At 53.1% G+C, this 25980-nt stretch carries 28 protein-coding genes; 18 read left to right on the plus strand and 10 right to left on the minus strand.

All coding sequences use genetic code 11. The features are described 5' to 3' along the window. Window positions 1-299 precede the first annotated feature (299 nt). The 9 genes from dxs (at window position 300) to IE076_RS03410 (ending at window position 8482) form a co-directional block, all read left to right on the plus strand. Window positions 300-2201: a 1-deoxy-D-xylulose-5-phosphate synthase gene (dxs, locus tag IE076_RS03370; RefSeq protein WP_189435321.1), complete on the plus strand. Its 1902-nt coding sequence runs from the start codon at window positions 300-302 to the stop codon at window positions 2199-2201. A gap of 111 nt (window positions 2202-2312) precedes the next feature. Further along, window positions 2313-3716, plus strand: a complete 1404-nt coding sequence (locus tag IE076_RS03375) for an MFS transporter (protein ID WP_209008790.1) — start codon at window positions 2313-2315, stop codon at window positions 3714-3716. A gap of 38 nt (window positions 3717-3754) precedes the next feature. Continuing rightward, complete coding sequence (locus IE076_RS03380; RefSeq protein ID WP_189435322.1) at window positions 3755-4171, plus strand: hypothetical protein; 417 nt, start codon at window positions 3755-3757, stop codon at window positions 4169-4171. Between the two features lie 86 nt (window positions 4172-4257). Further along, window positions 4258-4731 carry a copper chaperone PCu(A)C gene (locus tag IE076_RS03385; RefSeq protein ID WP_209008791.1) on the plus strand — a complete coding sequence of 158 codons (474 nt, stop codon included), beginning with the start codon at window positions 4258-4260 and terminating at the stop codon, window positions 4729-4731. Window positions 4732-4760: 29 nt separating this feature from the next. After that, entirely contained in the window at window positions 4761-5363 is a 603-nt protein-coding gene (locus IE076_RS03390; protein ID WP_189435324.1) for an SCO family protein, read from the plus strand. A 228-nt stretch (window positions 5364-5591) separates the two neighbouring features. After that, complete coding sequence (locus tag IE076_RS03395; RefSeq protein ID WP_189435325.1) at window positions 5592-6323, plus strand: TlyA family RNA methyltransferase; 732 nt, start codon at window positions 5592-5594, stop codon at window positions 6321-6323. 74 nt (window positions 6324-6397) lie between these two features. Continuing rightward, on the plus strand, window positions 6398-7663 hold the full coding sequence (locus tag IE076_RS03400) for a class I SAM-dependent RNA methyltransferase (RefSeq protein WP_189435326.1): 1266 nt from the start codon (window positions 6398-6400) through the stop codon (window positions 7661-7663). Window positions 7664-7874: 211 nt separating this feature from the next. Next, complete coding sequence (locus IE076_RS03405; protein ID WP_209008792.1) at window positions 7875-8138, plus strand: hypothetical protein; 264 nt, start codon at window positions 7875-7877, stop codon at window positions 8136-8138. A gap of 53 nt (window positions 8139-8191) precedes the next feature. After that, window positions 8192-8482, plus strand: a complete 291-nt coding sequence (locus IE076_RS03410; RefSeq protein WP_189435327.1) for a DUF1330 domain-containing protein — start codon at window positions 8192-8194, stop codon at window positions 8480-8482. A 59-nt stretch (window positions 8483-8541) separates the two neighbouring features. On the opposite strand, the gene IE076_RS03415 is transcribed toward IE076_RS03410, so the two are convergent. The 7 genes from IE076_RS03415 to fabI all read right to left on the minus strand — a co-directional run bounded on the left by IE076_RS03415 (window position 8542) and on the right by fabI (window position 16443). Continuing rightward, window positions 8542-9435 (minus strand): class I SAM-dependent methyltransferase, encoded by an 894-nt coding sequence (locus IE076_RS03415; protein WP_209008793.1) that lies wholly within the window; start codon window positions 9433-9435, stop codon window positions 8542-8544. Continuing rightward, a complete protein-coding gene (locus IE076_RS03420; protein WP_189435328.1) occupies window positions 9435-9983 on the minus strand; it encodes a hypothetical protein in 549 nt (182 codons plus the stop codon). The genes IE076_RS03415 and IE076_RS03420 overlap by 1 nt, the downstream gene beginning before the upstream one ends. A gap of 40 nt (window positions 9984-10023) precedes the next feature. Beyond that, on the minus strand, window positions 10024-11343 hold the full coding sequence (gene ribB, locus IE076_RS03425; RefSeq protein WP_189435329.1) for a 3,4-dihydroxy-2-butanone-4-phosphate synthase: 1320 nt from the start codon (window positions 11341-11343) through the stop codon (window positions 10024-10026). A 247-nt stretch (window positions 11344-11590) separates the two neighbouring features. Next, the gene (aroC, locus tag IE076_RS03430; protein ID WP_189435330.1) at window positions 11591-12682 is read right to left on the minus strand and encodes a chorismate synthase; all 1092 of its coding nucleotides are present in this window, start codon (window positions 12680-12682) and stop codon (window positions 11591-11593) included. Window positions 12683-13045: 363 nt separating this feature from the next. Next, window positions 13046-14365, minus strand: coding sequence for an enoyl ACP reductase FabMG family protein (locus IE076_RS03435; protein ID WP_189435331.1), 1320 nt, complete (start codon window positions 14363-14365; stop codon window positions 13046-13048). A gap of 403 nt (window positions 14366-14768) precedes the next feature. Next, complete coding sequence (locus IE076_RS03440; RefSeq protein ID WP_189435332.1) at window positions 14769-15395, minus strand: histidine phosphatase family protein; 627 nt, start codon at window positions 15393-15395, stop codon at window positions 14769-14771. Between the two features lie 235 nt (window positions 15396-15630). Then, window positions 15631-16443, minus strand: coding sequence for an enoyl-ACP reductase FabI (gene fabI / locus IE076_RS03445; protein WP_189435333.1), 813 nt, complete (start codon window positions 16441-16443; stop codon window positions 15631-15633). A gap of 174 nt (window positions 16444-16617) precedes the next feature. On the opposite strand from fabI, the gene IE076_RS03450 reads away from it, so the two are divergent. Next, complete coding sequence (locus IE076_RS03450) at window positions 16618-18030, plus strand: FAD-binding oxidoreductase (protein WP_189435334.1); 1413 nt, start codon at window positions 16618-16620, stop codon at window positions 18028-18030. A gap of 86 nt (window positions 18031-18116) precedes the next feature. On the opposite strand, the gene IE076_RS03455 is transcribed toward IE076_RS03450, so the two are convergent. Further along, window positions 18117-18884 (minus strand): SOS response-associated peptidase, encoded by a 768-nt coding sequence (locus IE076_RS03455; RefSeq protein ID WP_189435335.1) that lies wholly within the window; start codon window positions 18882-18884, stop codon window positions 18117-18119. 87 nt (window positions 18885-18971) lie between these two features. Here IE076_RS03455 and IE076_RS03460 point away from each other — a divergent pair, with 87 nt between their 5' ends. The 4 genes from IE076_RS03460 (at window position 18972) to IE076_RS03475 (ending at window position 21048) form a co-directional block, all read left to right on the plus strand. Further along, the gene (locus IE076_RS03460) at window positions 18972-19481 is read left to right on the plus strand and encodes a hypothetical protein (protein WP_189435336.1); all 510 of its coding nucleotides are present in this window, start codon (window positions 18972-18974) and stop codon (window positions 19479-19481) included. Next, on the plus strand, window positions 19478-19891 hold the full coding sequence (locus IE076_RS03465; protein WP_189435337.1) for an NUDIX hydrolase: 414 nt from the start codon (window positions 19478-19480) through the stop codon (window positions 19889-19891). The genes IE076_RS03460 and IE076_RS03465 overlap by 4 nt, the downstream gene beginning before the upstream one ends. A gap of 127 nt (window positions 19892-20018) precedes the next feature. Next, on the plus strand, window positions 20019-20510 hold the full coding sequence (locus IE076_RS22610) for a TIGR02301 family protein (protein ID WP_209008794.1): 492 nt from the start codon (window positions 20019-20021) through the stop codon (window positions 20508-20510). A 262-nt stretch (window positions 20511-20772) separates the two neighbouring features. Next, window positions 20773-21048 carry a hypothetical protein gene (locus IE076_RS03475; RefSeq protein WP_189435338.1) on the plus strand — a complete coding sequence of 92 codons (276 nt, stop codon included), beginning with the start codon at window positions 20773-20775 and terminating at the stop codon, window positions 21046-21048. Between the two features lie 69 nt (window positions 21049-21117). Here IE076_RS03475 and IE076_RS03480 read toward each other — a convergent pair whose 3' ends face one another. After that, on the minus strand, window positions 21118-21750 hold the full coding sequence (locus tag IE076_RS03480; RefSeq protein ID WP_189435339.1) for a LysE family translocator: 633 nt from the start codon (window positions 21748-21750) through the stop codon (window positions 21118-21120). 171 nt (window positions 21751-21921) lie between these two features. Between IE076_RS03480 and IE076_RS03485 the strand changes: the two genes are divergently transcribed. Further along, on the plus strand, window positions 21922-22587 hold the full coding sequence (locus tag IE076_RS03485; protein WP_209008795.1) for a hypothetical protein: 666 nt from the start codon (window positions 21922-21924) through the stop codon (window positions 22585-22587). Between the two features lie 65 nt (window positions 22588-22652). On the opposite strand, the gene IE076_RS03490 is transcribed toward IE076_RS03485, so the two are convergent. Beyond that, window positions 22653-23393 carry a class I SAM-dependent methyltransferase gene (locus IE076_RS03490; RefSeq protein WP_189435340.1) on the minus strand — a complete coding sequence of 247 codons (741 nt, stop codon included), beginning with the start codon at window positions 23391-23393 and terminating at the stop codon, window positions 22653-22655. 521 nt (window positions 23394-23914) lie between these two features. On the opposite strand from IE076_RS03490, the gene ygfZ reads away from it, so the two are divergent. Genes ygfZ through IE076_RS03505 form a run of 3 tightly spaced genes read left to right on the plus strand, consistent with a single transcriptional unit; the run spans window position 23915 to window position 25972 of the window. Next, window positions 23915-24757: a CAF17-like 4Fe-4S cluster assembly/insertion protein YgfZ gene (gene ygfZ / locus IE076_RS03495; protein ID WP_189435341.1), complete on the plus strand. Its 843-nt coding sequence runs from the start codon at window positions 23915-23917 to the stop codon at window positions 24755-24757. A 49-nt stretch (window positions 24758-24806) separates the two neighbouring features. Then, window positions 24807-25448 carry a YfbR-like 5'-deoxynucleotidase gene (locus IE076_RS03500; protein ID WP_189435342.1) on the plus strand — a complete coding sequence of 214 codons (642 nt, stop codon included), beginning with the start codon at window positions 24807-24809 and terminating at the stop codon, window positions 25446-25448. Continuing rightward, window positions 25448-25972 carry a tyrosine phosphatase family protein gene (locus tag IE076_RS03505; protein WP_189435343.1) on the plus strand — a complete coding sequence of 175 codons (525 nt, stop codon included), beginning with the start codon at window positions 25448-25450 and terminating at the stop codon, window positions 25970-25972. Before IE076_RS03500 ends, IE076_RS03505 begins: the two co-directional genes overlap by 1 nt. The last annotated feature ends 8 nt before the right edge of the window (window positions 25973-25980 follow it).

The following is a 25980-nucleotide window of genomic DNA, read 5'->3' on the forward strand; positions in this document are numbered from 1 at the left end:
AGGACGTTTCGTCGCAGATTGCATCACCCCATGGGGTGATAAAGGGGCAATTAATAGGAGCAAATGAAAAAAAATAGGGGGTCCTCCCCTATTGACAGAGTATTTCGGGAGATCCTCCTACAAAAGGACCTAGTATAAACAATCAATAATTCACGGCAGGCAATTGCACAGTGGGCGGCCTTGCTATATTCGTGGTCAATTACGAAGACAGTCGCATCGGCCATAATTTGGATCATATGCCATGGTCGGATCGATCTGTGTTAAGCTGCCCAATAGTCAAAAGACTTAAGAAGACCCAGATGTCCCTGCTAGATCAAATTCATAACCCATCTGATCTCAAGAAGGTCCCGGAGGACCGCCTTCACCAAGTTGCTGAAGAGTTGCGTGAAGAAATGGTTGATGCGGTTTCTGTCACAGGGGGGCATTTAGGAGCTGGCCTGGGTGTTGTAGAACTCACTGTTGCGCTGCACCATGTCTTTGATACCCCTAAAGACCGTTTAATCTGGGATGTGGGGCACCAGTGCTACCCGCACAAAATCCTGACCGAGCGTAAGGAGCGCATGCGCTCAATACGTCAGGGCGGTGGGCTGAGCGGATTTACCAAGCGCGCGGAAAGTGAATACGACCCGTTTGGTGCCGGTCACTCTTCTACTTCTATTTCTGCTGGTCTTGGCATGGCCGTGGCCCGCGACCTTGCGGGCGGCGACAACAACGTGATTGCTGTTATTGGCGATGGTGCGATGTCTGCCGGCATGGCCTATGAGGCCATGAACAATGCGGGTGCGTTGAACTCCCGTCTTATCGTTATTCTGAACGACAATGATATGTCGATTGCGCCCCCTGTTGGTGCCCTTTCCGCGAGCCTTGCGCGTCTTGTTTCTGGCAAGACCTACACAGGTTTCCGCGAGGCTGCCAAGCAGGTTGCCAGTGCGTTACCAAAGCCGCTTCAAGAAAAAGCAGCGCAGGCAGAAGAATTTGCCCGCAGCTTCTTTACTGGCGGCACGCTGTTTGAAGAGCTGGGCTTTTATTATGTGGGGCCCGTTGATGGTCACAATCTGGACCACCTGCTGCCCGTCCTTAAGAATGTGCGCGATTCCAAAGAAGGTCCGATCCTCGTTCATGTGGTGACGCAGAAGGGTAAAGGCTACCTGCCAGCAGAGAACGCCAGCAACAAGTATCACGCAGTTGCCAAGTTTGACGTTGTGACCGGCGAGCAGTCCAAGCCTAAGCCAAATGCACCTGCTTATACTCGTGTGTTTGCCAATGCGCTGATTGAAGAGGCCAACAAAGACGACAAGATTGTCGGCATTACCGCCGCCATGCCTGATGGAACGGGTCTGGATGTCTTTGAAAAGGTGCACCCGACCCGCATGTTCGATGTGGGGATTGCCGAACAGCATGCGGTGACCTTTGCTGCTGGCCTTGCCTCTGAAGGCTTCAAGCCATTCTGCGCAATTTACTCTACCTTCCTTCAGCGCGGTTATGATCAGGTTGTCCATGACGTGGCAATCCAGAAGCTACCTGTGCGCTTCCCGATTGACCGCGCAGGTCTGGTCGGAGCTGATGGCGCGACCCATGCCGGATCATTTGACACTGCCTTCCTCTCCTGCTTACCGGGCATGGTTATCATGTCTCCGGGTGATGAAGCGGAGCTGGTGCATATGGTTTCGACTGCTGCCGCATATGATGAGGGCCCTATTGCCTTCCGTTATCCGCGCGGTGAAGGCATTGGCATTGAGCTGCCGGAAGTTGGAATGCCGTTGGAAATCGGCAAGGGCCGCATCGTGAAAGAGGGAACCCGGGTTGCATTGGTCTCTCTGGGTGGTCGCTTGCAGGAAGCACTCAAAGCAGCTGAAACACTTGATGCAGCGGGTCTTTCCACCACTGTCGCGGATGCGCGCTTTGCCAAACCTCTGGATACCGAGATGATTGGCCGCCTTGCAAAAGAGCATGATGTGCTGATCACCATCGAAGAAGGTTCCATCGGTGGCTTTGGCAGTCAGGTGATGCAGTTCCTTTCTGATAACGGCCTTATTGATGGCTCACTCAAGGTTCGCTGCATGGTTCTTCCGGACGTTTTCCAGGACCACGCCAAGCCAGATCAGATGTATAAAGATGCGGGCCTGGATGCCTCAGGGATTGTACATCGCGTCTTTGAAACCCTTGGTAAAGCTGAAGATTTGCCGTTAAGACTGGTTTAGAGCACTGCATTTGTGTTCATAACTGAGTAGAAGATCGCGTGAGGGACAGCGTTCGCTGCCCTCCCCCATTTCTTTTTTGCGGATGACATGTAATCTGAAGCCAGTTTCACATTGTTGGCTGGTACGCGCATGATCCTGCTGCTTGCAACCTTTGCGTCCTTGATGCTGTCCACCGTCCTCATTCTGGCCGGTCATGGACTTTCCTCGACACTTATCCCACTCAGAGCCGATTTGGCTGGTTTTGCCGACCTTCAGATTGGTCTGATCTCCTCCAGTTTTTACGTTGGCTTCGTGATCGGGTGTATTTTTGGCCCGTTTCTCATAATGCGGGCGGGGCATATCCGTACGTTTGCAGCGCTGGTGTCCTTGATGTCCGGCGCCGCCCTACTCCACCCCATTCTGGTGGACCCCTTGGCATGGTCTTTGTTTCGCGCCATTACCGGCGTGTGTTTTGCTGGCATCAATCTAGTTGTGGAGAGCTGGCTCAATGATCGGGCTACAAATGAGAACCGCGGCACCGTGATGTCACTTTACATCATCTGCTACCTTGCGGCGACCATGGGTGGCCAGCTGATGATCCTCGGGTTTGATGTTGCGACCTTCGTGCCCTTTGCCATCGCCTCTATTCTGGTTAGTGTGGCTGTAGTTCCGGTGACGCTTACCAAGGCTGCCCAGCCGGCGCCGATTACGCTGGTCCGCTTCAGGCCCGTCAAGCTTTACCAGACATCTGCTGTGGCGCTGATCGGTTGTCTCTTTATTGGGCTTGCCAACAGTTCCATGTGGGCGCTCGCTCCGCTTTATGCCACCCAGGTTGGCTACAGCACCAATGAAGCTGCCTTGTTTGCGGCGGCAATTGTTTTGGGAGGCGCTATCACTCAGTGGCCGATTGGTCGTGTTTCTGACCGCATTGACCGACGCTTCATTATTGTGCTTCTTGGCTTTAGTGCTGCTGTTGCAGCGCTTGCACTTTTTTCGATGGAGAGCGGAAACTTCTGGGCGACCTTTAGCATCTTTTTGGTGCTTGGGATGGCTAGTCAACCGACCTATGCAATTGTTGCTGCGCACGCTTTTGACCATGTGGAAGCAGAAGACTATGTCGAGACATCTTCTGGTGTTTTGATGTCAAATGGGATCGGGGCTATGATTGGGCCGACCGTTGCTGCAGGTCTCATGTTCAGCGTCGGGCCAGCAGGTCTTTTTGTCTGGGTTGCCGTTGTAGAACTAGCGCTGGCGTTCTTCGTTGTCAGTCGGCTTCTCATTCGCCCAGCAGAAGAAGGGCTGGAGAAGACAGAGTTCGAATATGGTGCCACATCCAACATGGGTGCAGTGCTTACGCCTGATCCGCTAGACGTTGAAGATCCTTACGTTATTCCGCCTGAGGAGTTTCCTGCATATGAGCAGGATGAGGGTATCGCTGAGGAAGAAGTTGGAGATTTGCCTTATCGCAATGATGATGACAGCGACCCACCTATAAATGGTGAGGGTCAGGATAATTCCCGATTGCCACCTGACTGAGTGTAGACAGTTTTAGCGGAAGCAACTAAGAAAGACTTATGTTTAAGCAGGGTACAACATTACAGGTCCTGAAAGGCGAGCGGCATCCGCTTGCTTTGCTTGCCAGCATCGCCATGCTGGCTCGGGTTCTCCTGCTTGCACTGAGTTTTTCCAGCGCCGCTTCTGCTGATCCTGCAGCTGCTGCGCTCATGCAATTGTGCGCCCCTTCGGGAGGCCCGCACATTGCGAAGGTTGAAGGCTCAACCCACACCGAAAATCCGTTGGGAATAGGCTGCGATTGCACGCACATGTGCCCGCATACGTCCAAACAGGCGACCTATTTATCCATAGAGCCGGAGAGCTGGCAAACGCCGTCCCTTGTCGTGGTCGGTTCTCTATCCCTTGAAAGTGCTCTTATAAATCCGGGAAGCCTCCGCGGTCATAATTTCCTCATCCGGGCCCCTCCGCTCGTCTAGGTTTTCTTCTTGATCAACAAAACCTGATTTGACAGTTCTCTACGACCTCGGTTTACAGGTTGAGAGCTCTTTCCTGGATGAACATTATGAAAACACGTGCTCTACTTGTTGCAGCTGCTCTTGTTGCGTTTACTTCTTCTGCCAGCCTGGCGGAAACCATTGAACATGGCAATCTGACCATTAAAGACGCCTGGACGCGCGCAACCCCTCCGAAAGCAAAGGGCGGCGGCGCTTTTGTATCCATCACCAACAACGGCAGCGAAGATGCGCGCCTGACCGGTGCTGCTTCCGATTATGCCATGCGCACCGAGATTCATCAGATGTCGATGAATGACGGCGTTATGCAGATGCGCAAGGCGGATGATGGCGTTGTTATACCTGCTGGTGAAACGGTTGAGCTCAAGCCGGGCGGCTACCACGTCATGTTCATGGGCCTGAAGCAACCGTTCAAAATGGACGAAGAGCTCAAGGTCACTCTGGAGTTTGAAAACGCCGGTCCGGTTGACGTGACATTCCCTGTTTTGAAAATGGGCGCAAAATCGGCTAATACCTCCGACTAACCAATTGAACTGTGCACGGATGGAATAACATGAACGTTGCGAAAACAATTCGATATGGAGCGTGGGCTGCAGTCGTAGTACTCGTTGCCGCTGTTTCTGCTGTAACAGTGACGAAGTTTCTTGATGAGGATGTCGAACAGGCAGCTACCGTTACAATCGGTGGACCGTTTGAGCTGGTTGACGGCACAGGGCAGGTCTTTACGGAAGAGAACCTCAATGGCAAACCAACCCTGATGTTCTTTGGCTTCACGTATTGCCCTGATGTTTGCCCAACAACCCTTTCTGATATGCAGGGCTGGATCGAGAATCTGGGCCCACAGGCAGACGATCTGAACTTCGTTTTCGTGAGCGTTGATCCAGAGCGTGATACGCCAGACGTGATTGCAGACTATGTTGCTGCGTTTGACTCGCGCGTTGTTCCACTAACTGGCTCCGTCGACCAGGTTAATCAAGTCATCAAAGACTACCGCGTTTACGCGAGAAAAGTGCCACTGGAAGACGGTGACTACACCATGGACCACACCGCAGCGATTTACCTGCTGGATGGTGATCAGGATTTCGTGGGAACCATCAGCTATCAGGAACCGGAGAACACAGCGCTTCCTAAAATCAGAAAGTTGCTTGGTAGCTAATTCAAGTTTAGGGTGTCTGTGAATTCGGGCACCCTTTTTTGGATGAAGATATGAAAGATCATGCAGCTTTGTATGTAGGCGCGAGCGCCGTTGGAGTTCTGCTGATCATAGCCACCGCCTTTTTATGGATGCGGTATGGCAATTTGCTTTTCTCGGACAAACTGTTAAATGCACTGGCTGGTTGCTTCGGTCTTTAGATCGATCCATTTTCCTCCAGTCAGGTGACCTATGCGGCTTGATCAATACCTCGTCGAACATGGCTTTTTCGAAACGCGTGCCCGCGCCCGTGATGCGATCTTGCGTAATACGGTCATGGTGGACGGCGCCCCTGCCAAAAAACCATCGCAGAAGATTGCCGCGACAATGCAGGTCTCCATCGACGATCCAGCTTCTGCATATGTGTCACGCGCGGCATTGAAGCTCATTAAGGGGCTGGAGTTTTTCGAGCTCGATCCTACCGACAAGATCTGTCTGGACATTGGCGCTTCTACCGGGGGCTTTACTCAGGTTTTGCTTGAGAATGGCGCGAAGGTTGTTCATGCCATTGATGTAGGCCATGATCAGCTGGCAGACAAAATCTCCACTCATCCGCGTGTTCAGCGCAAGGATGGGCTGAATGCACGGGCGCTGACGCTTGAACATCTTGAGGGCCAGCATCCGGAGTTTCTGGTTTCCGATGTGAGCTTCATTTCTCTAAAGCTTGCGTTGCCCCCTGCCCTTGAGCTTGCTGTGGCGGGCGCCTTAGGCATCTTTCTTGTGAAACCACAGTTTGAGGCTGGCCGCGAACGGATTGGTAGGGGCGGACTTGTTGCACCTGAGATCGCGGAGCTAATTTCCGTTGAGCTTCAGGACTGGATGAATGCGCAGCCGGGTTGGTCGGTTCTGGGTGTCACCACATCCCCTATCAAAGGTGGAGACGGGAACGGCGAATATCTGATGGCTTGCCAGAAGACAGGCTGAGCGATCCACGGGTACCTCTCATAAATGCAGGAAAGCGATTGCATGAATGAGGTCAGCGCTGTAAAGCCTGAGCCATGTCTAAGAAGCCTGAAGCCACTGTAAAAACCGTCCGTATCACACGCCTTGCCCACAAAGGGGACGGCGTTGCCGAGACCGATGCCGGACAAGTCTTTGTTCCCTACACCCTTGAAGGCGAGCTTGTGAGCGCCAGCGTGCAGGGAGCGCGTGCGGAACTTAAAGAGATCGTCGAGCCAAGCCCAGATCGTGTCGCACCGGTGTGTAAGCACTATGGTGTTTGCGGCGGTTGTTCTTTGCAGCATATGGATGAAGCGTCCTACAAGGACTTCAAGCGGCAACAGGTCATTGATGCACTGTCATCACGCGGTATTGAAACTCCGGTTGACGATGTGGTGGTCTGCGGTAAAGGCAGTCGTCGCCGTGCTGTGTTTGCAGCGGTGTTGGCGGGGCACAAGGTTCTGTTTGGCTACCACACTGCCAAATCCAATCGTCTCGTAGACATTGAGGAATGTCCGGTCATCGCCCCTGAGATCATGAAAGCGGTGCCGGGGCTTCGCAAGCTTGCGGGCGTGATCTTGCCGCGCAAAGGTGAGTTGAAGTTTACCGTCACCACCACCCAAAGCGGGCTTGATGTTGCCATTGGTGGTCTGGGCAAGACCAAAGACAAACATTACCTCGAGTTATCGCAGGCAGCCGTTGAGAACGACTTTGCGCGCCTGACTGTGGACGGTGAGACGATTATCGAGATCCGGTCGCCTTTGCTGGACATGAGCGGTACTGCGGTTCCAATTCCAGCTGGTGGATTTATTCAGGCGGCGCTGAGCGCCGAGACGACCATGGGTGAGCTACTGGCAGAAGGGCTGAGCGGCTGTAAGCGTGTGGCCGATTTGTTCTGCGGCGCGGGTACGCTGACCTTCAGAATTGCCCAGTTTGCCAATGTGCATGCGGTGGAAGGTGATGCGTCTTCATTGAAAGCCCTTGATCTTGGCTTGCGTCGCGCAAAAGGCCTTAAGAAGGTCACCACAGAACGGCGGGATCTGTTCCGTCGTCCAATCGTTGCCAAGGATCTGGACAACTTCGGCAAGGGTTACGATGGCGTGGTGTTTGATCCGCCGCGTGCTGGGGCCCATGCACAAGCTCAGGAGTTGGCCAAGTCCCCTGTAAAGAAGATTGTTGCGGTTTCCTGCAGCCCGGCCAGCTTTGCACGCGATCTGAGGGAGCTGCTGGACGGTGGCTACGAGATCAAGCGGGTGGTACCGATTGATCAGTTCCTTCACTCGCCTCACGTTGAGGTGGTTGCCCTTTTGGAACGTAGCGCTTAAATGCATTTTCAGAGGCGGTGATTGCAGGTGCATCATCGCCTTTTCTTTGAATTTTCAATTTTTGTCCTAAGTTTGAAAGCTCCTGTTACAGAAGCTTCACACCCCTTGCGTATACTTACAATTGTCTTAGTGAGAGAAGGTGGTCGAGCCATTGATCAAGGCCCTTTCAATTTTCGCTGCCATTGTTTGCATTCTGCTAGGGGTGCTGACGGTGTGGACACCTCTTCCCACCGGCGTACCACTCGTTGCGCTTGGGATCGTTCTGCTGATTGCGGCCAGTCGCACATTTGCGAAGTTTGTGCGCCGGCACCGGAAGAATTTTGGTTGGCTCAATCGGGCACTGCACTGGATCGAGGAACGTTCAAGCGGCCGATTTATGAAGATCCTTCGCAGGACCCGTCCACGCTATTTCCGCAAGCAGCAAGGCAAAGGGCCCTATCCACCTAAAGATAATCCCACAAAATCTGCTGCCTGATTTCGTAGGTACTTCAAATCAGATAGGCTCTCTTCCAGTTAGAGGAGAAGAGCATGCCAGCCTATATTGTTGTCGACACCAGAATTGAAGATCCTGTCACCTATGAGGACTACAAGGCACAGGCGCGCCCGATTGCGGAAAGCTATGGCGGTGTCTATAGAGCACGCGGCGGGACGATGGATGTGGTTGAGAGTGATCTATGGGAGCCGCACCGACTGGTGATCGTGGAGTTTCCGAGTATGGAACGTGCACAGGCGTTTTTGAACAGCCCGGAATATGCGCCGGTTGCCAAGATCCGCCACAGCGCAGCAAAGTGCAGCCTGACCATTATTGATGGGATGTAAGGGCCGCAGGTCCCGCGTCGCTCACACGAAGGTACTTGTCCAAAAATCGGGAGTACGCTTTAGTTGTTCAGGCCACCGCTGACGATGATGTAAGGTGCTGTCTCGTTCATATTGACTGCAGACCAATCACCGTAGGAGGCGGTTGCCTGCAAGCCGACGGCTTCCAGCAGAACGCAGATATGATCACGATGCACAAAGCGGCGCATGTTGTTTTTTGAGTAGTGCTGGCCGTTGCTGTCGTAGTGGGTCTGCATGGAGACGAACCCGTTCTTATCCGGCCCTGATGTGTCCTGCCACAGGGATACCCGCTGGCCTTTTACAGAGCGTACCTGAATTGGTTTGCCCTTCTGACCCCACTTCTCCCACGGGCGTGCTTTCGGGTTTTCCATGCCGAATGCGAACTTGCCATTTGGTTTCAGGTGGGTAGCGATGGTTTGGAGAACGAGGATCTGATCGGTGTTGGTTGCGAAGGCCTGAAAAGCATTTCCAGTGATAATGATGCGGTCGAACTTTTGATTGAGATGGACGGTTCGCGCATCTGCTTCCAACCATGTGACCGTATCAGAACGTTTGACAGCCTGTGCAATTTTCTCCGGATTGCGGTCAACACCAACGGTGTTTACCCCGTGCCGGGACAGCGCGTCTGAAAGAGCTCCGGTGCCGCAGGCAATTTGCAGCACACTTCCGCCCGGTTCGCACGCGAACTTGAAAAGATAATCATCATCTGCCCCCCAATCCTTGTCCAGACTAGTGAAGCTGCATGTGGTGCCCCTTGTGTCCGTGCGGTTCAGCTGCATGATAATTGCCTTCCAGATGCTGTCCTTCTTCATAAAAGCTAGATTAAGAATGTTAACGTCGTATAACAGGATACCGGGATTTTCGCCGAAACGAAGAAATTTGAGGTATTTATTCTCCTCAGTGATTGTTTGCGGATCGATGTTGCAGAGAAACATCAGTTTGCTCGCCAAAACTGCCTAGTTCTTTCCAATAGAAGCTCTGGCTTGCATGCGAGCAAATTCAAATCCACCTCAATAACCGGTGCTTTGGATTTGGCCTGCTTCAAGCGCCAGTTCTTTCGCATGGCCATGCGTAGCAGCGATTTGGGCTCCTTTTCGACCAAACAATCTTCCAGTGGGCCATTCAGCTGAATGTGCAGTTGGCTGAACTCCATGGTGCGTACAGCTGTTGAATAGATGGAGAGGTCTTTCATCGCTGACCAGCGCAAAACGCCGAGGCGCTCCAGATAGAGTCCGTTTTTGTTGGCGGCGAGTTGAGCGCGTTTATCGATGAGGGGATAGTGCCAGTAGACGCTGAGAAAGACAGGAAGAGAGGCCAGTATGGGGATCGCTGAGCCGCTTACAATACCCGCAGCGACAAGTGCTGCGCCCAGCAGCAGACTGCCGTAGAGAACTGGTTCACCAGTTCCCTTTTTATACCCGAGCGAAAATGGCTCAGCTGAGCCTTTATCTTCCTGCCATGGGTCAAGATCAAACTGTGACATACCCCCGCCACTCTCCTTTATTGCGCCGGGGGCTAGTGTTTTAGTCCGCAGGCGTTTCCGTTGCTTCCACTTTCAGGCCAAAGCCTTCAAGGCCAACATAGTGGCGCTCACGCGATGCGATTACCCGGATAGAAGTTGCCCCCAGATCCTTTAGAATCTGCGCCCCAAGACCGACTTCGCGCCAATCTTCCGACCGGCCTTGCGCTGACTCGTGCTGCTCATGTTCAGCAGCCTCCAGATTATCGCGATGGCGGTTGGACTTGCTTGCAACACCTACCGCACCTTCGCGCAGGTAAACAATAATACCTCGGCCTCGTTCCGCAAAGTCTTCCATGATTGCTTCGAGAGGTTTGGTCTGACCAAAGACATCATCGAGAACATTTCCCAGATGCAGTCTGACAGGAATGTCCTGACCATCACGGATGTCTCCAAAGACCAGTGCCAGGTGGCTAACTTCGTCGAATGGAGTTGAGTACGCGATGGCCCGCGCCTTGCCTGCGGTTGTCTCCACGTCGAACTCGTCTATGCGGCTGACAAGGTTCTCGTGACGTTGGCGCCATGCGATGAGATCGGCCACGGACACCATTTTCAGGTTGTGCTCGTTTGCAAAAGCTTCGACCTGTTCGCCGCGTTTTACGGTGCCGTCGTCGTTCACCAGCTCACTGATGACGCCAACTTCCGGCAGCCCGGAGAGCTTGCACAGGTCAACAGCAGCTTCAGTGTGACCGGAGCGCATGAGGACACCGCCCTCTTTTGCTACCAGCGGGAAGATGTGGCCGGGACGCACGAAGTCAGCTGCCCCTGCGTTGGGGTTAGCAAGCCCGTGTACTGTAGCACAGCGCTGCTCAGCAGAAATGCCGGTGGTCAGGCCCGGTGCGTAATCAACGGAGACGGTGAATGCCGTTGCCAGTGGAGCGTCGTTGTTGGCGACCATTGGCTCAAGGTGAAGGCGCTTTGCTTCCTTGAGCGTCATTGGAGCACAGACAATGCCGGAGGTGTGGCGGATGATGAATGCCATTTGCTCCGGGGTAATCATGCTGGCTGCAACAATAAGATCACCTTCGTTTTCGCGATCATCATCGTCGGTTACAACAACCATCTCGCCGTTTTCGAAGGCACGCAGGGCTTCGGCAACTCTTGTTTGAGACACGACGTACTCCTTGTTTTCTTTTAAACCGAGAAAATCGTTAGGTGTCACCTTATGGTCCGTTGCTTCCGCGATTTTCTGGGCCATATCCCGAGAGATCCATGCGCTTGGGTCATTGCACAGCGCGGTTACAGATGCAGGAGACAGACCTGCACGCCGTGCAAATGCACTTCTGCTTTCACCAGAGCCTTCTAACCATTCGGTCAAGCGCATACTTCTTATTCCTCGGAGTCACAATTTTCAGTGATACTGAAATCATACTTTTCTGATCGGAAATCAAGAGGCAATCTGAGAAAAGGAGGCCTCTTTCTACCTAGGTTGTATTTATGGGTGACATTGAGGTGAAAAAACGGTTCGTGGCTCAGAACCTGTTCGAAGTGTCCCGTGTTCCGCCCAACAAAAAAGGCGCCGGGTAGACCAGCACCTTTTCAATCCTAATAAATCTTGGAGGTCTACGAGCCTAGCGCTCCCCGGTCTGGCCTCTGTCACGCAGGACATGATCTGCCAGAACGCACGCCATCATAGCTTCGCCAACCGGTACCGCACGGATGCCGACGCATGGGTCGTGACGGCCCTTGGTCATCACATCCACCTCATCCCCACCGCGGGTGATGGATTTGCGCGGGGTCAGAATAGAAGAGGTTGGCTTTACAGCGAAGCGGACCACGAGCGGAGCCCCGGAAGAGATACCGCCCAACACGCCGCCGGCGTGGTTGGAGAGGAACTCGGGCTTGCCATCTTCTCCGATACGCATCTGATCAGCGTTGTCTTCTCCGCTCAATGAGGCTGCTTCAAAGCCGTTGCCGATCTCCACACCCTTGACTGCGTTGATAGACATCATGGCTGAAGCAAGGTCCTGATCCAGTTTGCCGTAGAGCGGTGCTCCCAGTCCAGCAGGAACGTGGTCGGCAACCACTTCGATTACCGCACCGATGGAAGAGCCTGCTTTGCGGATACCATCAAGGTACTCCTCATAGAACTTTGCTGCTTCAGCATCCGGGCAAAAGAACGGATTGTTGTGCACTTCGTTCCAATCCCAATTGTCGCGATTGATCTTGTGCGGTCCCATCTGCACCAATGCGGCACGGATCAGAATATTCGGGATGACTTTGCGTGCCAAACCACCGGCTGCAACGCGTGCAGCTGTTTCGCGTGCGGACGAACGACCGCCGCCGCGATAGTCACGAATGCCGTATTTTGCATCGTAGGAATAGTCTGCATGGCCTGGCCGGTAGCGCTCTTTGATCTCGGAGTAATCTTTGGAGCGCTGGTCGGTGTTTTCGATCATCAGCGAGACAGGCGTGCCGGTGGTGCGTTGCACGCCGTCTTCATCTGTCATCACACCAGAGAGGATTTTGACCTGATCCGGTTCGCGGCGCTGGGTCGTAAACTTGTTTTGCCCCGGCTTGCGCTGGTCCAGATACACCTGAATCTCTTCTGCTGTAATTGGGAGAAGCGGCGGACAGCCATCGACGACGCAGCCAAGCGCCGGTCCATGGCTCTCGCCCCAAGTCGTTACGCGAAACAGATGACCGAAGGTGTTGTGGGACATGTTCTAATGGTTCACTTTTAGAGCATGAGCACGACCGCATTCGCCGACTCTTTTCAAGCGAACGGAGCGTACTCTGGGAGTTAAAGTGGTTTTAAGTGGGTTCTTGCAAGAGGTCAATTGAGAGGCTTGCAGCACTTGGGCCAATTTCCCAAAAGAACTCATGAATTTGGCAGTTACTGCCTAAATCAGGCCTGTAAATGGGATCCCAAGCATCAAAAATTGCGTGTAGTGACGCCCAATCTGCAGGTGCTCGCCTCGGGTACATAGCAAAAGCCCGGACGACGTGGTTTCACGTGCCCGGGTTTTCTCAATCAGTCAGACCTAAATGTAGTTTCACTCAGGTCAGGAATCTTTCTTGAAGGATCAGGCGCTGTATTCCTGAATAAGGCGTTTTGCAACCAGATCATGATCAAGCCACAGGACAGGACCTGTCGGCTCGCTTGCTTCACCAAAGATGAGCATTCCTGTTGCTGCAACAACGTGCTGGCTGAGCTCATCGCTGATCAGGGCAGAGCGATCATCGTGCAGCTCTACGATTTCCTGCGAGGTGCCAACAGTCTTGTCTACCTGCTCCGCAGAGTTTGGCATTGGCCAAGCCTGAAAGTCATAGAACGGCTGCATGGCCTCGCTGGTCTGATACTCGGTCACGGTTTGCAGGATATCGTCAAGAGAGGCTTCCGGCTTGAGCATGTCCTGACACTTCTGCCAGAGCGCATCAGCCCAGTCGCCGCCGCCTTCTTTCTTGAAAGCCTGCAACAGAGGCAAGAGGGACAGCTCGATTCCTGAGAACACGTCTGAAGAGTTGGTGCGGATTTCCGGGCAATTGAAGACCGTTGCCTTTACGCCTTCTTTCCAGGCATTTTCGGCATGTCTCTCCAGCTCCATTTTGGCGTAGCCCTGCGTGTAGTTGGTGTAGGTCTGCCAGCGATACTCATCCTCGATCAGGATGCGGGTGCCGTGATAGCCATAGGCAGTGTAGCGCACTTCGCCGCCCGCAGCTTCGATGCGGTCACGGAACGCTTTACTGGCCTCTAGCAGATGGCCAAAGCTGCTTGCAGTCACTTCCTCGAAGTTCTGCAAGATCAGTTTACCCAGATCGCTGTCGAGAAGAGATTGAGACGGCATGTACCGTGCACCGCGACCTTTATAGATGCGGTTTGCGATCGCCATGAACACTTTTGCACGCGGAATGCCACCAGCCATTGTGTGGGCGAAAAAGACATTCTTTCCCGCCGGGATCATAGCATCAATCTGTTCCATCACCTCGGACAGAGCATTCTTAAAGCGGGTAGAGCCAATTTCGCGGCAAGCTGCAACATGATCCCAATCGAGTTCATGCTCCTGCCAACCTTTGATGCTCATCTCGTTGACCAGATCGGTCGGGGTTGCAGCACCTTCTGGCGCGTCAAGCTCAAAACCTGCACGGAGAGGCACGTTGATGATTTTGCCGCCCAGATTGGCTTCGGCTTCAGCGAGTTCTTCTGCGGTGAGCTTGCGTGGCTTATTGTTTTCGTCCGGACGACCGACAGTAATGCCGATCACAGTCATCCCGGCTGCCTTTGCCTGTTCGATCAGGCCGGTCGCATATCCGCGCCCAAAAAGTTCGCCGAAGAGTACGAAAACGTCGCCCTCGCCAAAAACGGTATTGCCACTGATTGCCTTAAGTGGTCGAGACTTCGTCATCCAGATCTTCCAAAAAGTTTATGTGGTTCGAGATTTGATAGTTGAGTGCCAAACGCTTGGGGCCTGACAGCAACGAGGTACAAATAAGTTCCGCAGTCTTTTAGCGGACCTTTTCGCAGATGGCAGTAAGAGACTTCAAAATATCGTCGACTGCCAGTGTTTTCCTATTCACTTTGTGTGTCAGATTGCATCACTGCCGCAAAAAAGTGACCCAAATCTTAATGGGAAAATGCGAAGTGAGCCCCCACCCCAGAAGCGTTGTCCAGCGAAGGATATTAACCATTCAGCATCGGCAGGTGGAACAGCCCCCCCTTTCGAACTTCATGTATTCACTCACTATTTAAGGGGTGAATTGAACGTATCTTTCCCATTCGTTCTCATCGGATCCGCTGAGCGTTGAGCTTCAGACCCACGCTTCAGAACCGTCGCGCCAGAGCAGGAACTTGTCTTGCGGGGTGTCCAGGTCAGGAACTTCTGCCGGTGCATATCCACAGAGCAATCCACGCAGGACACGCATGACCACACCATGAGCGACGATGATCATCGGGTCTTGTTGCTCGGCCATCCATTGGGCAACGCGTTCAGAGACCATCTTGTAGCTTTCGCCGCCGGGGTGGACATACCCCCATTTGTCTTCGCGGCGCATGCGGACGACTTCCGGGCGATCGACCTTCATTTCAGGAACGGTCATTCCTTCCACCTCACCGAAGGTGATTTCGCGAAGTCTTTCGTCCACTTTGTATTCGTCAGGCACCAGGCCCATTTCCTTGCGCAGGATCTCCATGGTTTCGCGCGCGCGGACCATGGGAGAACTGACAAAGACAAAGTCATCTGAGGTTTTGCCCAGATCAACCAGGAAGTCCTTCATGACCATGCCATTGCGGCGGGCCTGACTGCGGCCTGTTTCGTTGAGCGGGATGTCCTGACCGCCTTGCATACGACCAACCAGATTCCAGTCGGTTTGTCCGTGACGCACGTAGAGCAGCGGGGTTGGCATAGTCTTCGCGAGGGGCATCAACGAACCTGTCATTCCAGAGGGCCTTTGGCGTTAGTATTATCGGGTTCCGATTTGTAGCGGCTTCTTAGAAGGTACTTGTGTCATACTTCGTTAGAAGGCAACAGTTATACACACTTTCTTAAGCACAATGAGACGTGCCCTTAGTTATACCGCTGATACGAAAAAGGCGCTTCATGGAGCGCCTTTTTGTCAACTTGTTCTGCTGTTGCTTTTGCGCCTGTTCCTTTTCGGGGCGCGAAGCAACAGTTTAGACGACAGAGATATCCGGTGCATCAACCGCCTTCATTCCCACTACATGGTAGCCACTGTCAACGTGGTGCGTCTCACCTGTAACAGAGCGGGACAGGTCGGATGCCAGGTACAAAGCAGAGTTTCCAACATCATCAATGCTTACGGTCTCACGCAGGGGTGCGTTGTACTCGTTCCACTTGAGGATGTAACGGAAGTCGCCGATACCTGCGGCAGCCAGCGTCTTGATCGGCCCTGCGGAAATCGCGTTGACGCGGATTTTCTTCGGGCCCAGATCGACTGCCAGATACTTAACACTTGCTTCCAGTGCAGCTTTTGCAACGCCCATGACGTTGTAGTTTGGCATTACCTTTTCGGCACCGTAGTAGGTGAGCGTAATAACGGAACCACCGTCAGTCATCAGCTTCTCCGCGCGGCGCGTAACTGATGCAAGCGAGTAGCAGGAAATCTGCATTGTCTTGGCGAAGTTCTCAGGGCTGGTGTCCACATAACGACCAGTCAGCTCTTCTTTGTCGGAGAACGCAACTGCGTGCACTACAAAGTCGATCTTACCCCATTTTTGCTCCAAAACCTCAAATGCTGCATCGATGCTTGCTTCGTCAGTAACGTCACAATCACCTACAACAATTGCGTCGAGCTTTTCTGCCAATGGTTCAACGCGCTTCTTCAGCGCTTCACCCTGATAAGTCAGCGCAATTTCAGCTCCGGCATCGTGTAGTGCTGTCGCAATACCCCAAGCGATGGACCGATTATTGGCCAGTCCCATAATGAGACCACGTTTACCGGCCATCAATCCTTGCGCTTCTGCCATGTTTTTCTCCTGAGTGAATATCACTTGATTTAGTGAACAGATTTAAGGTGCTATGGCACACTGTTCACTTGGCTTCAAGCCGTCGAAAAAAGTCCAATCCAACATGGACGTGTTATTGCGCCCCCATTATCTGATAGTAAGAACCAGATCAACTTCCAACACTGCGATTGAAAAATGACTGTTCCAAATTTGGTGAGTGCGTTTCAGAGGATTATCGGGGACGCAAATGTGCTTGTCGGCGACGATGACAAGGCCCCTTTTCTCGTTGAGTGGCGAGACAAATTCAGAGGCGCCACACCCATGGTGTTGCGGCCTGGTTCAACCTACGAAGTTGCAGAGTGTGTCAAGCTTGCGGCACAGCATGATCTGAAGGTGGTTCCACAGGGCGGCAACACCGGTCTTGTCGGGGGGCAGATTCCCAATCCGGATGGTAGCGAAATCGTGCTATCCCTTTCCAGATTAAACAAAATTCGCCACGTCGATGCGGAAGGCTATACGATGGTAGCGGATGCGGGCATCACATTGCAGGCCATCCATGACGCAGCTGAAAAGCATGGCCGACTGTTTCCGTTAACACTTGCCTCGCAGGGCTCCTGTGAGATCGGCGGCAACATTGCAACCAATGCCGGTGGAACCGCGGTCCTGTCTTACGGCAACACGCGCGACCTCGTTCTCGGGCTTGAGGTAGTGCTTGCAAACGGTGAGATCTGGGAAGGGCTTCGGACCCTGCGCAAAGACAACACCGGTTACGATTTGAAACAAATATTTATCGGCTCAGAGGGCACATTGGGGATCATTACGGGTGCCAGCCTCAAGTTATACCCAGCTCCGGCGTCGGTCGAGGTTGCTCTTGTTGCCCTAGATTCGCCTGCCAAGGCACTCTCACTGTTTTCATTGGCGAAAAGCCACGCAGGGAACATGCTTACCGGTTTTGAATTGATGCCGGAAACCGGCATGCAGTTCGTCTGTGAGCACATGGAGCAATCACGTTATCCGTTTGAGGCACAGCATCCTTGGTATGTGCTCATGGAGATCTCGGCGGGTACCAAAGACATCGATATTACCAAGCTCACAGAGACGATCTTTACGGAGGCGTTCGAGGCGGATCTGCTGCGTGATGGGCTACTGGCTCAGAGCAAAGCGCAGGCTGCTGACTTCTGGCGACTGCGTCACGCGCTTTCTGAGGCGCAGAAGTTTGAGGGTGGGTCCATCAAGCATGATGTGTCCGTACCAGTGGCGAAGGTGCCTGCATTTCTTGAGGAAGCTATTGCCGCCGTCAAAGAGGCTGTGCCGGGGTGTCGTCCAGTGCCATTCGGGCACATGGGAGATGGCAATATCCACTTTAACATCACCCAGCCTAAAGATGCTGATAAGGCCGAGTACCTTGCCAAGTGGGATGAAGTGAACCGCGTGGTGCACGGCATTGTTGCCAGCTACAATGGCTCCATTTCTGCAGAGCACGGCATTGGCATCCTGAAGCGGGATTTACTGGCGGAAGTGAAGAGCGCCACTGAGATGCATATGATGCGCTCCATTAAAGCCGCACTTGATCCGACCAACATGTTCAATCCGGGCCGCATTCTCTAACCACATAGCGTCGGGTGCTCCCCAAGCTTGCAGGAGCACCTACCTTGCATCCGCGATCTTTACAAACACACCCGCCGAGAAAACGGCTAGAATAAATCCATCTGCCCGTTGTCTTTTGAAGAGCTGTTTGCAGCTTTCTTGCGCGGTTTTGGCTCTGCGGCTTCCCGGGTTGGTTGGGCGGGCATTGGAATAACTTCCCGGTCCCACAAAGACGGGTCATCATTTGCAACGCTGTTCACGCGAGTCGAGACGGGCGTTGCGACCAACAGATCATTATCGGCCGGTTGCAGAAGCTTTACGGCATCGCGGGCCATGATCGTGCCGGTGTTCAGCCAGTCGCTGAATTGCTCCGAAGCAAGGATTGCAGGCATACGGTGATGAATTGGTTTCATCGTGCTGTTAGCTTCGACGGTGATCACCGCAGCAGTATCAATATCCCCACCTTCCGGATGGGAGTAGGTTTCCCACAGGCCAGCGAAGGCCAGAAGGCGTCCATCAGCCGGGGCAACCCAATAGGGCTGCTTTGCCGCACCTTTGCGTTGCCACTCATAAAAACCATTTGCGGGGATGAGACATCTACGGTGGCGAACGGCTGCCCGAAACGAGGGCTTTTGCTCAAGAGTTTCGGCTCTTGCATTAAGCAAAAGCGTAAAACTGGCTGGGTCTTTGACCCATGAGGGCACCAGCCCCCATCGGGCTAACCCAAAGTGGCGCCCGCCATTTCCGTGCTTTACGAGTGCAATAGGCTGAGTCGGTGCTATGTTGTATCTCGGTGGAAAATTCGGTTGCTCGACGTAATCAAACAACGCTTTGACTTCTTCCGGAGACGCTGACAGGCTATATCTACCACACATGCAGATTACTCTGTTCGCATTTTTAGTAAAGTTGCAACCAATCGAGAGATAGGTTCCGAACTAGAGATAAGAAGCTGGGAGGGCACAATGGATTTGTACTGCGATAAAATTGGTGACGGAGATCTTGCTCCAGAATTTTTGACGCATGCAAACATTAATCCATCCACCGGCCTTGCAACTGACTATCTTAATCATTTCAACGAAGTGGTTATGCTCCTTGAAATGCTTCCTGACATTCCCGAGTGCGCAGAAGATGTTCTTGCATGGGAACCAGCAGATTATATCACACATTTTCGTGCGTCTAAGTTTTCTGCAAAAGAACTGGCAATTCGCGCCTATGGAGCTGTTGACGACCAGCTGCGAACCGCGCTTGAGAAGTGCATTGCAGAGATCGATCAGGAAGTGATTTCCTTGCAAATGATGCTCGGTTACGGTGATGCCTCTCGTGAGTTGCTGCAGATCGTTCAGGAGAAAGCGGTTACGGTCATACGGCCACTGCTGTCCCGGGCAGGTTCGATCATCCACGGGCATCTGCCGGATGAGACCGTCAGCAGTGCGGAGAGCACGCAAGCGGATGTCGATGCGTTGTTTTCATGAGCAGCACAAGTTCTCCGCAGTATATCGAGGCGACCAGTGTTGCCTGTATTCAGGACAACAGAGTTCTACTGGTCAAACGGGCTCATGCGCCTGCTAAGGGGCTTTGGAGTTTTCCGGGCGGTAAAGTCCTCGTAGGTGAAAGACTGGAAGACGCTGCTCGGCGCGAGTTAAAAGAAGAGACATCTTTAAGCGCAGTAGACCTGAAGAACTGGAGAGTCTCCTCCCCTTCCCCCAAAGACAGTCAGGTACAGTACCGCATTAACGTCTTTACCTGCACGCAGGTTGAGGGCGATGCAAAGGCCGGTTCTGATGCGTCAGAGCTGGGCTGGTACACTTGGGAAGAAACGCAGCACCTTCCGTTAGCACCGGGCATGCAGCAACACATTTTTGATCTCCTGAGAGGCAAGTAGCCTCGCGCTGACCTCTGGCGGAGTAACACGGGAAAACCGGAAATCCCCAAGGTTCCATGGTGGACAGACTGCCGGGAGACAGCCATCCTTACAGAATCTAGGGCAACCAAATGCTGTGGGATGTGGCTTGACTGACATTGAAAGACATAACGACCGGCCGAGACTTAATGGTTGGAGGCAACGCTTTGCGAAACCTGCGCGTTTAAGCGCCCACGTGTTTTGTCTTGCACTGATGCTTTCGAGTACGACGCCTGCAGCCCTGGCACAAAGCACGCCGGAAGAGCCTGAACAGCCAGCTCAGCCAGAGCTGAAAGAGCCTCCATACGAACCCCAGCTCATTCGCCTCTCTGAGATTCTAGGGGCGCTTCATTATCTGCGCCCGCTGTGCGGTCATGATGAAGTGGATGAATGGCGCCAGCGCATGTATTCGTTGCTGGGTGCAGAAGTGCAGAATGAGCTGAGGCGTCGGCGGTTGGTCGAGCGGTTTAACCAGAGCTATCGCGGGTTCGCCTCAGTGTATCAAACCTGCACTCCTGCGGCTATTGAAGCCTCTCGCAGATTCGCGGATGAAGGGTTGATCATCACCCAAGAAGTTACGGGTAAGTACAGTCGCGACTGATCGAAAATTAGGTTGTATTCATTTTCCACAAACAATTTTTGCGTGTTTTTTGGATAACTCGGCCCTGCCACAAATATTAACCATAACTTGCAGAAGCTCTGGACGAGTTTACCAAAACATCAGTGAGTCGGTTGTTCCTGCGGGTTTGCGTGTTAACTTCCCCTTAACAGATAAGGCAAGCGATGCTTCATTTGTTTTCTTTTGCTCGTTACATGTAACGGCAAATAACAAGAAGCAACACATAGAGGGGCATGGAGCCAGCATGATCAAGGACGACGCTATCGCCGGCGAATTCACCGAAGAAGTCGATGCATCTGATGCAGACATCCGCCGACTGGCTCTAAGCTTCATTCAGGAAGCATGGGAGGATGGTCTTTCTCACGGTATCGACAGTACAGCACTTGCACACGCGGCGCTGTTCTCTGCCATGATGGATTTAGTTTCTCTTTACGGAGAGGAAGCTGTTTCCAAATTTGCGCAGGAAATACCAGAACGCGTTGAGCGTGGTGACTATTCCCTCGAGCGCCGCCTGCACTAAGTGCAGCACCGCTGACCTTTTCAGGAAGCTCCGATTGATCGGAGCTTTTTTGATTCAGGGCGCGGCGTTTTACAACAACACTTCACTCGCAACTATGACGAGGATAACCACGGCGAAGGCCCATAGGATGACACCTGCACCACGGTTGATCGCAGAGAGCCAGTTGTCGTTCATACGATTGCGCAACTTGGAAACAACAGCTGACAGGCAGGCCCACCACAAGAGCGCTCCACATAAGACACCAATCACCAACGCCAATGCGCTGAGATATTCCCCTTCTCCGGGTGCAAGATCTCCCAGTGAACCGAAGATTGCGATGAAACCCAGGATCGTTCCCGGATTGGTCACAGTCATGGCGAAGGAAACAGCCATTCCATGCCAGGCGCTCGTCCCTCCGTTGCTCGCCCCTTTAAGATGCGGCTGGGAGTTGAAGACGACAGTACCAAAGATAATCAGCAGACACCCACCTACGGTCTGGATGTAATGTTCGTATTCTACAACAAAGTCAGCAATTGTGGTGACACCGAACGCTGCGGCGGTCGCAAAGACACCATCGGCCAGCACAGCTCCCAGTCCGGCAGTAAGGCCGGGAAAGAAACCGTAGTGGACTGATCTTCTGATCGCCAACACGTTTACAGGGCCGATCGGCGCTGATGTGACCAACCCGACAATCAATCCTGTTATGAAAAGTTCAGTGTTCAAAGGCTTTTTCCAAGCTTCTTGATTGCGGAGGAGACCTGTCAGATATTCTTATAAATTCTCTAAAGAGCCTTTAGATTGTGCATAGGCCCTGCTTCGTTTCTTCCTAGATCCCCAACAAGCCCTTAAACTGGTAGGCAAAACACACGCCCTTCTTCCGTTTCGGAGCACTTAATGTATTTTCGCCTACTCTTCATAGGGTTACTTTGCGCCACGACTCCAACTTTGGCCGCGACCCAGGCAATCCCAACCGAAACGATTCGCATTCAACGACCCAAGGCCCAGCAATTTCCCCTTCTCAACGAAGGTTTCAACAGAGATACCAGTCTGGAAGATGCGCTGGACGATATGCTCGCAGATGAGCCACCTCTGCCTAAACTGGAGGTGTTGTATGATGAAGGAATTCTGCCTGAAGCTGTGCGGGCGACGCGCGCGACACTCATGAAGATCGCCCGCAGTGGAGATGTATCGGCTTTAGGACCTTTTTTTGCCAAACAGGAACGGCAACCGGAACTTTCATTCACACCGGTACGCGATCCGGTCCGGTTTTTGAAAGATAGCTCCGGTGATGGTGAAGGACTCGAGATCCTCGCGATCCTGCTGGATATTGCGGAAGCTGGGTATCTGCGGCTGAATGAGGGAACAGATGAAGAGACCTATATCTGGCCCTACTTCGCCCATTATCCATTGCACGATCTGACCCCTCCTCAAAAGGTTGAAATGTACCAGATCGTTACAGCTGCCGATTACTTCCAAATGCTGGACTATGGTGCCTGGACCTTCTACCGCCTCGGGATCTCCAAGGATGGAGATGTACAAAGCTTTATTGCCGGAGATTAAGGCTCTGCAATGACCACTATCTAAAATCCCGGGTAGTGCTCTGCCGCGGAGTTCTGCCGGGTTTATCACCCGGCCTTGCGAACTTCGCGGCGGCTTTCGTTTCCCGCGTGCAGCAGATCCATTTGTTCCGGCTTTTCCATAAAGCGGGTGTAGAAGCTACCATCCAGTTCCGCGTAATAGGCATAGCCCCGATAAAGCGGCTGGACGCGCAGTTTGGCTCGGTTTTCTTCCGCCAGATGTTCCATGACCTCACGAAAGTTTTCGCAGGGCAAGCTATGAGATTGACCTAGCCACTTTCGCAGCATCAGCTTGAACAGGCGGGGAAGTCGTTCCTGCTGACCAAAGTCAACAATGGAGAGCTGGCCACCTTCTGTCAGAAGCCTGGCGCTGTTGTCCAATGCCTCTTCCCAGTGCGGGACCATGGAGACACAGTAGGACAGGAACACCCGGTCAAAGGTGTCGATCCCGAACTTTTCGAACGGATCAAACTTTGTAGCGTCTCCTTGTGCCAGATGAATGCGGTGAGAGAGGTTCGCTTTGTGAACGTTTGCTTCTGCGCTCTTCAGCATCTGGGAGGAAATATCCACGCCGAAAAACTGGCAGGTCGGATAGGCTTTTGCAGCTTCAATGAGGTTACGTCCCGTACCACAGCCGATTTCCAGCAGTGTGCTGCCGCGCGGCGCTGACAACTGCTTGATCAGATGATCACGGCCAAGAAGGTAATGCTTTCTGGTCAGATCATAATAATGGCGTTGGTTCTTATAGATTTTATCCATCAGTGAGGCTGAGGACTTCTCTCTCGTCATTTCACTTCCCTAACATACTTATTCTTGTTTAGTTATTGATGCAGAGGTGGAAACCACCAAATTCTTTGCGGAGCGATCCAGCGTGTTGAGAATAACGCGCGCTCGTTGTCATGCCGTTCGGGATATTCCTGCCCAAAGTTTGTTCAGCAACCTGATTATCCAAATGCTCCGTGAAAGAGCGATTAACAACGCGCATATGGGCGGCACTTTTGCGGTTTTGCGGGAAGTACTCAGGCATCAGGTAGGGGGAATGTGTTTACAGTCCCTTGCGGGTCCATCTCAGCCGACCCGACACGCTATGGTTTCGGGGTGATGGCGGGTTTCAATCCCTTCGCATCCTCGAGGCATTTGCATAGGCGATACCCTCACTTATCTTTTCAGGAATCCGCCGGGATGGAGAGTGCAGTGCGCCCCAACAAACACCCCAGTTCACCCACAGAAACAATTCTTTTCCCATGGTGCGCGCATGGCTGATAGGTTATGAAACACTCTTGTTGTTTTATTCATTGGAGGGACCACCCATGGCATCTCATTGCACCATTCTCCAGTCACGTCGGCTCGTGAAGGTTTTTGGCGACGATGCCAACGAGTTCCTGCAAAATCTTGTCAGCTGTGATGTAAGTGACCTCGGCGCCACCTCCAGCGCGTTTGGTGCTCTGCTTACGCCGCAGGGCAAAATTCTCTGGGATTTCTTTGTGTTTGCAGATGAGCAGACTGGCGGTTTCCTGTTGGATGTGAGCGCGGATGAGCTGGAGGCGTTTGCCAAGCGTCTGGCGTTTTACAAGCTGCGCGCCAAAGTTACGGTCGAACATGCAGATGAAGACACCCATGTTGTTGCAGCATGGGGAGCGGACTTGCCTGCGGATAAACCGCTGGACCCACGCCTTGCGGAGATGGGTGTTCGCTATGTTGCCTCTGGTGCGATAGCGCAGACAGCGTCAGAAGCTGACTATCATGCACACCGTATCGGCCTTGGCATTCCTCAGAGTGGGCTGGACTTTAAGCTGGCAGATGTGTTCCCGCATGACACTGATATGGATAGCCTCAATGGTGTTGCCTTTTCCAAGGGCTGCTTTATCGGGCAGGAAGTTGTTTCGCGAATGAAGCACCGTGGGACCGCCCGCAAGCGGCTCATCAAGGTACGCGCAGAGGCCGCCCTTCCAGCGGCTGGAAGCGATGTTCTGGCGGGTGAAAAGAGTGTTGGTTCTTTGGGCTCGTCAGATGGCACCACAGGACTGGCATTGTTGCGGCTTGACCGTGCCAAGACGGCAATGGATGCTGGTGTGCCGCTGACCTGTGAGGGGGTAGTGCTGACCCCTTCCATTCAGGAATGGGCAGTTTTCGACTGGCCTTCCTCGGATTAAGCGATACTCTTTGTGACCGACTAACCCTGACGACTGGCTTGATTGACACATGTGCGCAGAGCTTTCCTCATCTTCTCCACGGGCCTGGCAACGGATGCTTTCCGGCAGGCGGCTTAATCTGCTTGATCCTTCTCCGCTGGATGTGGAACTTTCCGACATTGCCCATGGTCTCGCACGTGTAGCGCGTTGGAACGGTCAAACGATCGGGGATCATGCGTTTTCCGTGGCGCAGCACTGTGTGCTGGTGGAAGAGATTGCTTTGATGCTGAAACCCGATCTGGATGTTCAGTGGCGCATGGCGATCCTTTTGCATGATGCCCCTGAGTATGTGATCGGGGATATGATCTCGCCTTTTAAGAACGTGATGGGCGGTACCTACAAGGCGGTTGAGGAGCGGCTTCACCATGCCATTCACCGCGCCTTTGATCTTCCCGCAGACCTGCCCGTCAGCATTACCAAGCTTGCAAAGAAAGCAGACATTATCAGCGCTTATCTGGAAGCTACTCATCTGGCAGGCTTTAGCAAGGAAGAAGCTGACAAGATTTTTGGAAAGCCAGCCAAAGTCAGCACTGAACAGCTGGAGGTATTGGCGCAGAGCATCAAGCCGCTGCCAACCAAGGATGCGCAGGTGCAATTTCTGGCGCGGTTTGCAGAGCTGGATCAGGCCCGCAAGGCCAATGGAGGTCGTTGATGCTGCATGTGTGCCCTCTTTCTAAACTGGAAGACACATTGGTTTCAGCTGGTCCCAGCCATGTGCTTTCTCTTGTCTCGCCGGGCACAGAGGTGAACTTGCCGGTGGACCCCAAGCCTGCCCATCATCTGGTGCTAGAGTTCAATGATATTGCGGAGGAACGCGCCGGGCTGTTGGCGCCTAAACCAGAGCATGTGGAACGGCTGCTGGATTTTGCCCGTCCTGTCGCGCGTACCGGCTCCTTGTTAGTGCACTGCTGGGCGGGTGTCAGCCGGTCGACAGCTGCCGCCTACATTATCATGTGCGCAGCATTGCCCGAGGTTGGTGAGCGCAAACTTGCGCAGCACTTGCGCAGCGTTTCTCCTGTTGCTTCACCTAACCCACTGCTTGTCTCATTGGCAGACACTCTTTTGCAGCGTAATGGGCGCATGGTACAATCGATCAAAGACATTGGTCGCGGCGCGGACACGTTTGAGGGCAACCGGTTCTCACTGGACCCTACCGCGCTTGTTGAGCTGACATGACAAAGACG

This window comes from Pseudovibrio japonicus (genome assembly GCF_014651595.1).
GTDB lineage: Bacteria > Pseudomonadota > Alphaproteobacteria > Rhizobiales > Stappiaceae > Pseudovibrio > Pseudovibrio japonicus.